The organism is Mycolicibacterium lutetiense, from assembly GCF_017876775.1.
GTDB lineage: Bacteria > Actinomycetota > Actinomycetes > Mycobacteriales > Mycobacteriaceae > Mycobacterium > Mycobacterium lutetiense.
The window spans coordinates 3,004,556-3,017,936 of sequence record NZ_JAGIOP010000002.1; the positions used below are offsets into that span (position 1 = coordinate 3,004,556).

The following is a 13,381-nucleotide window of genomic DNA, read 5'->3' on the forward strand; positions in this document are numbered from 1 at the left end:
CGTCCACCACGCACAGATCGGTGGGGTTGCCATGCTAGGTTGGCCGGGTGAACCGGTTCGTCATCCCCTCCGCGGCCAGCATTGTCGTCGGGCTGCTGTTGGGGGCGGCTGCCGTTTTCGGTGTGACGCTGATGGTGCAGCAGGACACGAAGCCTCCGCTGCAGGCGGGCGACCCGGCGTCATCGGTGCTCAACAGGGTCGAGTACGGCGACCGGTCCTAGCTTGGATGTGCCGCTCACGCGGCGGGCAGCTGACCCGCCACTGGCGCGGCGTTGGCTGTGGGTCGTCGCCGCCGCCACACTGCTCCTGACTTTCGCCCAGTCGCCCGGAGAGATCTCACCCGATACCAAGCTGGACCTCACCGCCAATCCGCTGAGGTTTCTGGCTCGCGCCTTCAATCTGTGGAACAGCGACCTGCCGTTCGGGCAGGCACAGAACCAGGCCTACGGCTACCTGTTTCCCCACGGTGCGTTCTTCCTGGCCGGCGATCTGCTGGGGATTCCCGGCTGGATCACCCAGCGGCTGTGGTGGGCCCTGCTGCTGACCGTGGGCTTCTGGGGAATGCTGCGCCTGGCCGAGACCCTTGGCATCGGCAGCACCAGTTCGCGGGTCCTCGGTGCCCTCGCGTTCACCCTGTCACCGCGCGTACTGACCACCGTCGGTGCGATCTCCTCCGAGACGCTGCCGATCATGCTGGCACCGTGGGTGCTGTTGCCGGTCATCCTGGCCTTTCGCGGGGACAGGAACCTACGTCTCATGGCCGCCCGGTCCGCGGGCGCTGTGGCGTTGATGGGTGCGGTCAACGCGGTCGCGACACTGACCGGCTGCCTGGCCGCGATCATCTGGTGGGCCTGTCACCGGCCGAACCGGCTGTGGTGGCGATTCACCGCGTGGTGGTTCGGCTGCACCGCACTGGCCATCGCCTGGTGGGTCGTGGCCCTGGTGATGTTGGGCCGGATCAGCCCGCCGTTTCTGGACTTCATCGAATCCTCGGGTGTCACCACACAGTGGATGTCGCTGACCGAGATGCTGCGCGGCACCCACACCTGGACCCCGTTCGTCGCCTCCTCCGCCACCGCGGCGGCATCAATGGTGACAAGCACCGTCGCGGTGCTGGCCACCACCTTGGTGGCGGCGGCCGGATTGGCCGGGCTGGCGCTGCGCTCGATGCCGGCGCGGGGCCGCCTGATCACCATGCTGTTGATCGGCGTGGTGCTGCTCGGCCTGGGCTATTCCGGGGGGCTGGGCTCCCCGGTGGCGACGGCCGTTCAGGATTTCCTGGACGGAACGGGCACGCCGCTGCGTAACCTGTCCAAGCTCGATCCGGTGCTGCGACTGCCGCTGGCGCTGGGTGTGGCTCATCTGTTGGGCCGGATCCCATTGCCGGGCAGCGTCCCCCGGCCGGTGTGGTTGCGGGCCTTCGCCCGGCCCGAACGCGACAAGCGCGTCGCGGTGGCGATCGTGGTGCTCGCCGCTCTGGCAGCCGGTACGTCGCTCGCCTGGACCGGCCGGATCGCCCCCACCGGAACGTTCACCGCAATCCCGCAGTACTGGCACGACACCGCGGACTGGCTCGACGAACACAACACCGACCGGGGCCGGGTCCTGGTCGCACCCGGCGCCCCGTTCGCCACCCAGACCTGGGGCAACAGCCACGACGAGCCGTTGCAGGTACTCGGGTCGAGCCCGTGGGGCGTGCGGGATTCGATCCCACTGACACCGCCGGAGACGATCCGCGCGCTGGATTCGGTACAGCGCTTGTTCGCTGCCGGCCGCCCTTCCGCTGGGCTGGCCGATACCCTTGCCCGGCAGGGTATCTCGTATGTCGTACTGCGCAACGATCTGGAGCCCGACGCGTCCCGGTCAGCCCGCCCGGTGCTGGTGCACCGTGCGTTGGAAGGATCCCGCGGGGTCACCAAAGTCGCCGAGTTCGGCGACGCATCGGGACCTGGGATGTTGGAAGGCTTCGTCGCCGACAGCGGCCTGCGCCCGCACTACCCCTCCGTCGAGATCTACCGGGTGGACACCGGCGGGATCAACCCGGCCGCACCGTATCTGGTCGACGCCGACGCGATGACCCGGGTGGCCGGCGCACCCGAGGCCCTGCTGCGGCTCGACGAACGCCGCCGCCTGGCCGGCCAGCCCCCGCTGGGGCCGATGCTGCTGACCACCGACGCCGAGCGCGCCGGCCTGCCGGTACAACCGGACGGATCCGCCGGGGTGATCGTCACCGACACCCCGACCGCCCGCGAAATCGACTACGGCCGCGTCGACGACCACGCCTCGGCGATCCGTGCCCCCGACGATGCCCGCCACACCCACAACCGTGTCCCGGACTACCCGGCAGGCGACGCCGCGCCGGTCTACGGAAAGTGGAGCGGCGGAAGGGTATCGGTGTCGAGTTCCGCGGCGGACTCCACCGCACTGCCCAATGTCGCACCGGCCACCGGGCCGCCCGCGGCAATCGACGGCGACGGTTCGACGTCGTGGGTGTCCAATGCTCTGCAGGCGGCCGTCGGCCAGTGGTTGCAGGTCGATTTCGATCACCCGGTCACCAACGCCACGCTGACGATCACTCCCAGTGCAACGGCGGTCGGCGCCCAGGTGCGGCGCATCGAGGTGGCCACCGCGACCGGTACGAGCAGCCTGCGCTTCGACACCGCCGGCCAGCAGTTGACCATCCCGCTGCCGGTCGGCGAGACCCCGTGGGTGCGGGTCACCGCAACCGCCACCAACGACGGTTCTTCCGGTGTGCAGTTCGGCATCACCGATCTGTCCGTGACCCAGTACGACGCCTCGGGATTCGCCCATCCGATCAACCTGCGCCACACCGTCGAAGTACCGGCACCTCCGGCAGATTCGGTTGTTGCGCAATGGGATCTGGGAACTGAACTACTGGGCAGACCCGGGTGCGCCGACAGTCCGGCCGGGGTGCGGTGCGCGGCAGCGCTGGCGCTGGCCTCCGAGGAGCAGGTCAACCTGAGCCGCACGCTCACGGTGCCGACGCCCACCGATGTCGAGCCGACGGTGTGGATCCGGTCCCGTCAGGGGCCCAACCTCGCCGATCTGGTCGCCCAACCCGGGACCACCCGCGCCTCCGGTGACGCGGACCCGATCGACGTGCTCGGGTCGTCCTATGCCGCGACCGACGGTGACCCGCGGACCTCATGGACCGCGCCGCAACGCGTTGTTCAGTTCAAGGCGCCGCCCACCCTGACGCTGAAACTGCCTGCGCCGATCGAAGTCGGCGCGCTGCGCATCGATCCGGGCGCCAGCCAACCGCCCGCGCACCCGACGCTGGTCTCGATCGACCTGGGCGACGGCCCGCAGGTGCACAAGCTCACCGACAACGGCAAGGCCCAGACCGCACAGCTCAAACCGCGGGTCACCGACACCATCACGGTGTCGTTGCTGGACTGGAACGACATCATCGACCGCACCTCGCTCGGCTTCGACCAGCTCAAGCCGCCCGGGCTCGCCGAACTGACCGTCCTCGACGTCCACGGCAAGCCCGTCGCCGCCGCCGACTCCGCCGCCAACCGCAAACGGACAGTGGCACTTCCGTGCGGGCAGGGTCCCATCATCGGCGTGGCCGGGCAGTTCATCCAGACCTCGGTGCGGACCACCGTGGGGGCACTCCTCGACGGCGACCCGATTCCGGCCCTGACCTGCCGGACCGGTCCGGTCACCCTGCCTGCTGGTCAACAGGAACTCCTGGTCAGCCCCGGTGCCGCGTTCGTCGTCGACGGTGTCGCGCTCAACACGCCGGCGGCCACCCAACTACGCACGGCCACAACAACTCCCGTCGACGCCCCGGTGTGGTCACCGGATCGCCGGCAGGTAGACGTGCCCCGATCAGACCACGCACGCGTCCTGGTGGTGCCCGAAAGCGTGAACCCGGGGTGGATCGCGCGCACCGCCGATGGCGTCGCCCTGACCGTGGTGAAGGCCAACGGTTGGCAGCAGGGCTGGGTGATCCCGGCCGGCAAGGACGGGCCGGTGACGCTGTCCTTCCCGTCGAACCGTCCCTACCGGATCGGTTTGATCGGCGGGCTCTCGTTGTTGCCGATACTGGCCCTGCTGGCACTGTGGCCGGCCCGGCGCCGCAGCCCGGAACTCGATCCGGTGCGGCCATGGCAACCATCGCCCCAGCTGATCGCGGCCGCGGTGCTCACCGCGGGGACCGCCATCGCCGGTCTGCCGGGACTGCTGGTCGCCGGTGCCACGCTCGGCGTGCGCTACCTACTGCGTGACCGCCACCTTTGGCAGGAACGGCTGACCGTGGCCGTGGCCGCAGGCGGGCTCACGCTGGCCGGCGCGACGCTCAGTCAGTACCCCTGGCGCTCGGTCGACGGGTATGTCGGGCACTCGCCATGGGTGCAGTTGCTCGCGTTGCTGTCGATCACCTTCGTCGCGGCATCCACGATCACCTTTGACTGAGCGCGGCCCCGGTACCGGGCGACGGTCAACCGGCCGTGGCCAACACCTTGGCATCCTCGTCAGCGAACGTGTCCTCCAACTGCAGCGGCGAGTAGTCGAGATCGATCTCGGCCAGCGGACGACCGCGGGCACTGCTGATCGTGCCGAACCGGCGCATCCCCTTGTCTGCGGAGTACTGCATGAACTCGTCCACTTGAAGACCGAACGGGACGTCGGGTGTGTACAGCGTGAACCCCTCCTCGGTGAGGCGTAGCGCCAACGGGATGAGCTCGTTCATCCGGGTTTCGAACACCGCCCAGTTGGCGTCGTCGGCGGCGACGTGCCTGCGGCAGGTGAAGGTGCCCCACGCCATGTGCCTGCGCTCGTCGTCACCGATACGACGGATCAGCTCCTGCATCCCGGGAAGAATGCCACGCCCGACACAGATGCGGTGCCAGGCGAAGTACCCGGTGAGCGCCAGCATTCCCTCGACCACGTGGTTGTACACCACCGACGCACGCACCTGCGCGGCCGGCGAGGGATCGACGAGCAGTTTCTCCAGCGACTCCGGCAGCTCCTCGTAGAAGATCTGCCGATAAGCCGGCAGCTCGTCGAAGTAGCTGTGCAGATCCTCGGTGACTCCGACGGCGTCCAGCCACATCCGGAACACCTGGGTGTGCTTGGCTTCCTCGAAAGCGAACTGCGTCAGATACATCTCGTCACCGAGGCGCCCCTCGGCGGCCATCGCGCTCATGAACGGCTGGATGTCGTTGGTGACGGCCTCCTCGCCGGCGATGAACTGCGCACACAGCCGGGTGGCGTACTCACGTTCCCGATCGGTCAACGACTCCCAGTCCTCCCGATCCCGGGAGAAGTCGATGTCGGCCGGATTCCAGAATTTCGCATTGCCCCCGGCAAAGAGCTTCAGCGGCAAGCTGTCCCAATTGAGACCGCCCGCCGCAAGCGAACCGAAATGTGTCCTGGTCATGAAAATTGGCCTCCTTGGATGTGATGGGCTGTTTCGGTGGCCGCCGGGACTTCGGGTACCGCGAATGCGGCCTTCAATACTCCGACGAGTCTGCGTACTGCGAGTGCCGGTTGTTCGGGGCTGGGCTCGTCCAGGCCCAGGATCGGATCCATTCCACGCACATACGGCGCGAGCGCCAGGTGCGGGAAGATCATCAACAACAGGGACAGCAACGCATCGACGTCGCTGTCGGGTCTCAGATCTCCGCGGGTCTGCGCATCGCGCACCAGGGGCCGCAGCACCTCGAGGTAGTGGCGGTGGATCACGGTGCGCACGCTGACCCGGGCGTCGACGTCGACCTCGAAACTGGCTGCGGCGTGCAGCGCCCGTTCACTGGGGTGATCGGCGAAGTAGGCCACCCAGTCGTCGAGCAGGGCCGGGAGGAACTCGAAGAACGGGCGGCCCGGATCGAGCTCGCGGATCCGGCCTTCCATATATGACCGCACCCGCTGGCTGGCCACATCGGCGATGAAGGCATACAGGTCGCGCTTGTCGGCGAAATATTGGAACAAACTGCCTTTCGCGACACCGGCCTTGCGGGCGATGACGTTGAGGCTGCCGCGGGAGTATCCGTGCGCCCCGAACTCCGCCTCGGCGGCCGCGATCACCGCAGCCCGACGAGCGGGATCCACACGTGCCCAGGTGACCGTTGGCATCTGCGCCTCCAGGTTGAATGACCACTGGTCACATTACTGTGATGGCGCTCACAGTCAAGGTGTTTTCACGGCGATCAGGTGGTGCGAAACCGGGTCGCCCTCGACCCACCGTTTCACCGACTGCTCGATGAGCAGGTCATTGCCGGTCAAGCGGGTGCGGTGCTGTCGCACATGCTCGTCCCAGGACCGCACCACGAACGCCTCGACGAAAACCGCGTCGCGCTCCACACTTCGGAACAACTGCCACTGCGTGGCCCCGGTGCGCTGCCGAGACCGGCCGAGCACACCCATGGCAGCGAAGAACTCGGCCTCATGCTCGGGTTGCACCCGGTAGGAGGTCAGCACCAGGACAGGACCATCGGGCGGTGCCGGCTCGAACACCAGCGCCGGTTCGGGCCAATGCGCGGACGGCGTCAGGTCGAGATCGCCGGTGCGCGCGTGCAACGGCCACCACCAGGCCGAGACCGCGCACAGCCCCAACAGACCGGCACTGATTAGCAGCGCCGTGACGGTGCTCGTCGCACCGGCGGCCAGGCCCCACACGAGCGAACCGATCGCCTGGCCGCCCATGAAGGTCAGCTGATACACCGACAACCCGCGGGCCCGCACCCAGGCAGGCAGGCTCAACTGCATCGAGGCATTGACCGTGGACAGCGCCAGCAGCCAGGCCGCGCCACCTACCACGAGCGCCACCAGCACCACGCCGAAGTTGTCGACCAGCGCCAGAACCACAGTGGCCCCGGCGAATCCGAATGCCGCGACGATCAGCAAGGCGTTCAGGCCGAACGCGAACTGGAGCCGGCCCAGGACGAGGGCACCGAGCACCGCCCCCACCCCCAACGCACCCAGCAGCAGCCCGTATCCGGATGCCGACAACCCCAGCTGACGCTGCGCGACAACCGGCAGCAGACCCCACAGCGCACTGGCCGGCGCGATGAACAACACCGTCCGCAGCAGGATCCGCCGGATGATCGGTGAACTGCGGATGAAACGGCCGCCGGCGCTGAGCGCGGCCAACGGTCGCTCGGCGGGCAGCAGCTGCTCGGCCACCGGGCGACGCCATAGCAGCAGAACCACGACGATGCCGGCAAACGAGACCGCGTTGAGCGCGAACACCAGCGTCGGGCCGGACAGGGACACCAGCGCTCCGGCGATCGCCGGGCCGATCGCCCTGGCACCGTTCATGCTCATGCTGCCCAGCGCAGCAGCAGCCGGAATCTGTTCGCGTGGAACAAGATCAGGTTGTATCGCCTGCCAGGCCGGGGCGGTCAGCGCCTGCCCACAGCCGATCAGGAACAGCAAGGTCAGCAATACCGTCGGCGTGGCCAGACCGGCACCGGTCAGCGTCGCCAGTGCAGCCACGCCGGCGGCCATCGCACCCTGGGTGGCCAGCAGCAGCCTGCGCCGGTCGACCAGATCAGCGAGTACGCCCGACGGCAGAGCCAGCAGCATGACCGGCAGAGTCGTGGCGGTCTGCACCAACGGAACCAGCACCGGGGCGCGCGGATCCCCGACCAACATCCACTGCGCCCCGACCGTCTGCATCCACGTACCGAGGTTGGAGACGAACTGCGCAACCCACAGCGCCCGATAGATCGGTGACGCCAACGGCGCCCACGTCGACGTTGCGGTGACGGCCATCCTCATGATCGTGCCAGTGCCACTGGGGCATAGTGAGGACATGGCTGAAGTCCGCAACATTCCCGAAGCACGCCATTACGAGATCACCGTCGACGGTGAGCACGCCGGCCTTGCGGCCTACATCGACTCCGGCGACCAGCGCATCTTCCATCACACCGAGATCGACGAGAAGTTCGGCGGCCGCGGCCTGGCGGGCGAGCTGGTCTCGGCGGCGCTGGCCGATGCCCGCGCCGCAGGCAAGCGCATCGTCGCGGTCTGCCCCTTTGTCGTGAAGTACGTCAAAACCCACCACGACTTCGACGACATCCTCGACCCGGCCACCCCCCAGGTGCTGGCCGTGGTCGAGGCCAACGCGGGATGACCGGCCGGACCTCTTGCTAGGCCTTGACTGCGGTCACCAGGAAACCAGGCATCTGCACCCGGCCGTCAGGCAGCACGGCGTGCAGCGGGGCCGGCCGGATCTCCTCGACCTCCCAGTGGCGGGAGACCACCTCGCGCAGTTGATCTTCGGTGAACTGCGTCGGCCCGGGACCCTCATGGTCGGAGAACGCCCCGGTACCGAAGGCCAGGATGTAGAGCCGCGCCCCGGGCGCGGCCGCACGATATACCGACTGCAGGTAGCCGTCGCGGAGTTCGGCCGGCAGCGCATGCAGCAGACCGCTGTCGAAGATCGTCGAGAACCGGCCGTCGTAGCCGGTGAACGAGGAGATGTCGGCCGCAGCGAACGTCGCGTTCTCCAGTCCCCGCTCGCGGGCGGCGTCGGCAGCGGCAGCCACGGCGGTGGGGCTCAGATCGAGTCCGACGACGTTGTGTCCACGGGCTGCGAGCGCCAGCGCCAGTTCGGCGTGACCACAACCTGCGTCGAGCACCTCGCCGCGCACCAACCCTTCGGTGTCGATGATCGCCGCGTATTCCGGTTGCGGCACACCGATGTTCCAGGCCGGGGTCCCCCGCTGGCGGTAGGCGTCGTCCCAATCAATGACGTGAGGCATGTCGTTCATCCCGTCTTTTAGTTAAAATTTGTACTATATTGACTGTAGGTCGGGTTCCCGCGAATGGCAAGGCGATCCTTCACACTGTTGAAATCTGAATGAGTTCGCCGATTGGAGGAATATGGCGCGCAGACTGTCCGCCGCCGAGGAGCGGGCCTGGCGGCCCTATATCGAGTCCAGTGTGCGACTGCAAACGCTGCTCGACGAGCGTCTCCGCGAGGCTGCAGATCTCACCCTGATCGACTACCACCTGCTGATGATGTTGGCCAACGCCACCGATCACCGCCTGCGGATGAGTGAACTCGCCGAGAAGATGGTGTTCTCCCGTAGCCGGATCACCTACCAGATCAACTCGATGACCAAGCGCGGCCTGGTACTGCGCGAACCGGTCCCCGAGGACCGCAGGGGCTATTGCGCGGTGCTGACCGCCACCGGTGCCGACGTACTGCGCATCGCCGTACCGCTGCACAGCGAGTCGGTGCGCGAACTGTTCTTCGACCACATCGAGTCCGACGAACTCGACTGCATCGAACGGGTATTCACCCGGCTACACGACTCCCTGCAGCACGACGAGCTGCAACCCGACGACGAAAGACAGACACCATGACCTTCACCGCTGCCGAACTGGCCTACCTGCGCGAGCAACCGATCGGTCGCCTGAGCACCGTCGGTCGCAATGGCGATCCGCAGATCCGCCCGGTCGGGGTACACCTCGGCCCCGACGACGCCACCGTCGACATCGTCGGCCACGCCCTGGCATCGACGCAGAAGTGGCGCAACGTACTTGGCAACCCGCAGGTGTCCTTTATCGTCGACACCGTGCTCTCGGTGCGCCCACCCGAGGCCCGCGGAATCGAAATCCGTGGCACCGCAACGACACTTCCCGGTGCAGGCACGACCGACGGCGGCCTGTCCGGCGACATCATCCGGATCGTGCCGCGCCGGATCATCAGCTGGGGACTCGACGGTGCGGGCACCACCGCCAGGGACTGGAGTGAATCCCCGCACACAGCCGGCTGATCCGCCTAGCATCGGTGCGGTGCCGACTGTGAATACCGCGCGTGGCGCCATCGATACCGCTGACCTCGGGACCACGCTCATGCACGAGCACGTCTTCATCATGAGCACCGAACTGAACCAGAACTACCCCGAGTCCTGGGGCGACGACGCCAGCCGCGAAGCCGATGCGATCACCCGGCTCACCGAACTCAAGGCCGGCGGCGTCGACACGATCGTCGACCTCACGGTGATCGGTCTGGGCCGCTACATACCGCGCATCGCCCGGATCGCCGAGGCCACCGACCTCAACATCGTCGTCGCCACCGGCTTCTACACCTACAACGACCTGCCGCTGACCTTCCACTTCAGCGGACCAGCGGTGGGCCTGCCCGAACCGATGACCGAGATGTTCGTCCGCGACATCGAAGACGGCATCGCCGACACCGGGATCAAGGCGGCGATCCTCAAGTGCGCCACCGACGAACCGGGCGTCACCCCCGGCGTCGAACGGGTCCTGCGAGCTGTCGCGCAGGCCCACCGGCAGACCGGGGTGCCCATCTCGACCCACACCCACGCCGAAAGCCGCCGCGGCCTCGAGCAGCAGCGCGTCTTCGCCGAGGAGGAGGTCGACCTGTCCCGCGTGGTGATCGGCCACTGCGGTGACACCACCGACATCGACTACCTCGAAGAGTTGATCGCCAACGGCTCCTATATCGGCATGGATCGGTTCGGAGTGGACGTCTTCCTGCCGTTCGAGGACCGGGTGGCAACCGTCGCGACCATGTGCGAGCGCGGCCACGCCGAGAAGATGGTGCTCTCGCACGACACCTGGTGCTACTTCGACGCGCTGCCCGACGAGCTGACCGCCACGGCCCTGCCCAACAGTCACTATCTACACATCCACAACGACGTACTGCCCGCCTTGCGGGGGCGCGGGGTCACCGAGGAGCAGATCACGACGATGCTCGTCGACAATCCGCGCCGGATCTTCGACCGTCAGGGTGGGTACTGAGATGACCGAGGCCATCCCGCCGATCCCCACCCAGCTCAGCCAGTTGGCAGCGGCCGGTCCTGACCGGCCCGCGGTGACCTGCCAAGGCCGTACCCTCACCCGGGACGAGCTCGATCGCTCCAGCAATCGGCTGGCCCGCGCCTACGCCGAACTCGGTGTACGACAAGGTGATTACGTAACTATCAGCCTGCCGAACTCGATCGAGTGGGCGCAGGCCACGCTCGCCACCTGGAAACTCGGCGCAGTACCGCAACCCTTGTCACCTCGACTGCCGGACGCCGAGTTCGCCGGGATCCTCGCGCTGCGTCCAAGGTCCCTGGTGGTCGGCCGCGATGCCGGCGAAACCCCCTGGGTACCTGCCGGTTTCACCCCGGATGCCGCCCTGTCCGATGCACCGCTTCCCGAGGCGGTCGCGCCGACGTGGAAGTCGATGGCTTCGGGCGGCAGTACCGGACGCCCGAAGCTGATCGAAGCCGGCGGAGACAGCCGGGTGCCCGCCCTGATCGGCGTCCCCCTGGGCGCCCAGCCCGGTGACGTCACGCTGATGTCGGTACCGATGAGCCACAACACCGGTTTCACCACCTTCGCCCTCGCGCTGCTCCAGGGCCACCACCTGGTGCTGATGCCGCGCTTCGACCCGAGCGAGTTCTTGGCACTGGTCACCGAACACCGCGTGACGTTCCTGACCACGGTGCCCACCATCATGCAGCGGCTGCTGCCGGTGTACCGCGCCGACCCGAAAGCCTATGACCTGTCCAGCATTCGGCGGTTCTGGCACGTCGGCGCACCCTGCCCGCCCGCGGTCAAGCAGGCCTGGATCGATCTGCTCGGCCCCGAGGTGCTGTGGGAGCTGTACGGGGGCACCGAACTGCAGGCGCTGACCTTCATCTCCGGCGAGCAGTGGCTGCGACATCCGGGATCGGTCGGGGTGGTGGTGGCCGGCGAGATGAAGGTGCTCGACGACGCCGGCCAAGAGTGCCCGCCCGGCGTGACCGGTGAGATCTACATGCGGCCCGGCCCGGGCAGTGCACCCACCTACCGCTACGTCGGCAGCACGGCCAAGAGCCGCGACGGCTGGGACTCCCTCGGAGATCTGGGGTATTACGTCGACGACGGCCCTGATCGCTTCTTCTACCTCAACGACCGGCGGGTGGACATGCTCACCGTCGGCGGCAAGAACGTCTACCCGGCCGAGATCGAGGCCGCGCTGGCGGCCCACCCCGACGTGTTGTCCTGTCTGGTCGTCGGCGTGCCGCACCAGGATCTCGGCCAGGTGCCGCACGCCCTGGTGCAGACGTGCGACGGGTCGGACCTGGACGCGGCGGCGATGCAGGCCTTCCTACGTGAGCACCTGTCGGGCTACAAGGTGCCAGACACCATCGAATTCGTCGACGCCCCGCTGCGCGATGACGCGGGCAAGGCACGTCGCGCCGCGGTGCGCGACGACGTCATCGCGCGGCTGGAGCAGGTTCGGGCTCGTCGGTGATCGAACTGTCCAGCGGCGGCACCGGACTCTCGTTCCGGTACTCCCAGCGGCGCAACGCCTCCCGGCACGGCGACTCGACCAGCGCGTAGCTCACCGCGGCCAGCGCGAAGCCGAAGACCAGCGTCAGCACCAACACCACCAGCATCTGCCCGTTGAACAGGAACTCCCCGATCATCGGGAACACCATGGCCAACGCCGCCAGGTGCCACACGAACAACCCGTAAGACCAGCGGCCCAGCGTGACCATCACCCGGTTCCCCAGAATCGGGTGTGCGGTGCCCGGACGATCGAGGACCAGCGGGGCCAGCAGCGCGCCCGCGACGATCGCCCCCATAGCGGTCTTCAGCGTCACCTGGCCGACCGAGCCCGGCCGCAGGCCTTCCAGGCCGGCCAGCGGCGAGGCCGCGATCCCGAACGCCACCGCGGCGATGACCGCCATCAACACCCGGCGCCGGGCCAGCCGGTGCACCCAGCCGAAAGGACTCACCGTGAGTTCAGCCAGCACCATCCCCGCGGCGAACCAGGAGAAGAACGCCGGCGGCCAGTTCCACGGGTTGAGCCCGGTGGTACCGGAGAACGGAATGCGCACCCACAACAGGCTCAGCGCCGCCAGCGCGATGATCACGCCGATGCGTGCCCGCACCGGTAGCCGCCGCGCCAGCAGGGCCAGGACCGGCAGCACCAGATAGAAACTGACCTCCACCGACAGGCTCCACATCTGGGTGAGCCCCGCGGTCAGCGTCAGCGGCACGTATATCTGGGCCAGGGTCAGGTTGGCCAGCCACACCGTCAGATCGGCCTTGGCCTCCGGGAGCAGCAGGATGATCACCACGACCGCCACCACATAGCCGGGCATGATGCGCACGACGCGGGAGCGCAGGTAGTGGCCGGTGCGCGGGCGGGGCCGCAAGCCTCGGGCAGCGGCCGCATGGCCGCGCCACAGCAGGAACCCCGACAGCGCGAAGAACACCGCGACCGCCAGGTCGAACCGGCCGAAGAACCGGCCGCCCACCCCGGTGGTGTGCCCGGTCTGGAACGCGACGTGGGTGAGGACCACGCCCATGGCGGCGCAGGCGCGCATACCTTCGACAGCCGGCAGGAAGCTACGTGTCCCGCCGACCTGAGTTTCCGTTCCGGTTTCCGGGTTCG

12 protein-coding genes are annotated in these 13,381 nt (G+C 67.9%); 7 read left to right on the forward strand and 5 right to left on the reverse strand.

Translation table 11 applies throughout. From position 1 onward, the window contains the following. The first annotated feature begins 47 nt into the window (after positions 1-47). Both JOF57_RS23750 and JOF57_RS23755 read left to right on the forward strand, forming a co-directional pair. A complete protein-coding gene (locus JOF57_RS23750) occupies positions 48-221 on the forward strand; it encodes a DUF2613 domain-containing protein (RefSeq protein ID WP_003881739.1) in 174 nt (57 codons plus the stop codon). 40 nt (positions 222-261) lie between these two features. After that, positions 262-4,440, forward strand: coding sequence for an alpha-(1->3)-arabinofuranosyltransferase (locus JOF57_RS23755; RefSeq protein WP_209923672.1), 4,179 nt, complete (start codon positions 262-264; stop codon positions 4,438-4,440). A 25-nt stretch (positions 4,441-4,465) separates the two neighbouring features. Here JOF57_RS23755 and JOF57_RS23760 read toward each other — a convergent pair whose 3' ends face one another. The 3 genes from JOF57_RS23760 to JOF57_RS23770 are packed head-to-tail and all read right to left on the reverse strand — an operon-like array spanning position 4,466 to position 7,749. Then, the gene (locus JOF57_RS23760; protein ID WP_209920821.1) at positions 4,466-5,407 is read right to left on the reverse strand and encodes a R2-like ligand-binding oxidase; all 942 of its coding nucleotides are present in this window, start codon (positions 5,405-5,407) and stop codon (positions 4,466-4,468) included. Beyond that, positions 5,404-6,102, reverse strand: a complete 699-nt coding sequence (locus JOF57_RS23765; RefSeq protein WP_209920824.1) for a TetR/AcrR family transcriptional regulator — start codon at positions 6,100-6,102, stop codon at positions 5,404-5,406. The genes JOF57_RS23760 and JOF57_RS23765 overlap by 4 nt, the downstream gene beginning before the upstream one ends. Before the next feature lie 54 nt (positions 6,103-6,156). After that, positions 6,157-7,749 (reverse strand): MFS transporter, encoded by a 1,593-nt coding sequence (locus tag JOF57_RS23770; RefSeq protein WP_209920827.1) that lies wholly within the window; start codon positions 7,747-7,749, stop codon positions 6,157-6,159. A gap of 34 nt (positions 7,750-7,783) precedes the next feature. Between JOF57_RS23770 and JOF57_RS23775 the strand changes: the two genes are divergently transcribed. Further along, a complete protein-coding gene (locus tag JOF57_RS23775) occupies positions 7,784-8,104 on the forward strand; it encodes a GNAT family N-acetyltransferase (RefSeq protein WP_209920830.1) in 321 nt (106 codons plus the stop codon). A gap of 16 nt (positions 8,105-8,120) precedes the next feature. On the opposite strand, the gene JOF57_RS23780 is transcribed toward JOF57_RS23775, so the two are convergent. After that, a complete protein-coding gene (locus JOF57_RS23780; protein WP_209920833.1) occupies positions 8,121-8,735 on the reverse strand; it encodes a class I SAM-dependent methyltransferase in 615 nt (204 codons plus the stop codon). Between the two features lie 121 nt (positions 8,736-8,856). On the opposite strand from JOF57_RS23780, the gene JOF57_RS23785 reads away from it, so the two are divergent. From JOF57_RS23785 to JOF57_RS23800, 4 genes are read left to right on the forward strand one after another with little or no spacing between them, the layout of a single operon-like run. Further along, on the forward strand, positions 8,857-9,342 hold the full coding sequence (locus JOF57_RS23785) for a MarR family winged helix-turn-helix transcriptional regulator (RefSeq protein WP_209920837.1): 486 nt from the start codon (positions 8,857-8,859) through the stop codon (positions 9,340-9,342). Continuing rightward, positions 9,339-9,755, forward strand: a complete 417-nt coding sequence (locus JOF57_RS23790; RefSeq protein ID WP_209920840.1) for a PPOX class F420-dependent oxidoreductase — start codon at positions 9,339-9,341, stop codon at positions 9,753-9,755. The genes JOF57_RS23785 and JOF57_RS23790 overlap by 4 nt, the downstream gene beginning before the upstream one ends. A 19-nt stretch (positions 9,756-9,774) precedes the next feature. Beyond that, entirely contained in the window at positions 9,775-10,746 is a 972-nt protein-coding gene (locus JOF57_RS23795) for a phosphotriesterase family protein (protein WP_209920846.1), read from the forward strand. A 1-nt stretch (position 10,747) separates the two neighbouring features. Further along, positions 10,748-12,232 carry an AMP-binding protein gene (locus tag JOF57_RS23800; RefSeq protein ID WP_209920853.1) on the forward strand — a complete coding sequence of 495 codons (1,485 nt, stop codon included), beginning with the start codon at positions 10,748-10,750 and terminating at the stop codon, positions 12,230-12,232. Here the strand turns inward: JOF57_RS23800 and JOF57_RS23805 are convergent. Beyond that, positions 12,195-13,313 (reverse strand): acyltransferase family protein, encoded by a 1,119-nt coding sequence (locus tag JOF57_RS23805; RefSeq protein WP_209923674.1) that lies wholly within the window; start codon positions 13,311-13,313, stop codon positions 12,195-12,197. The two genes, JOF57_RS23800 and JOF57_RS23805, sit on opposite strands and share 38 nt — an antisense overlap. Between the last annotated feature and the right edge of the window lie 68 nt (positions 13,314-13,381).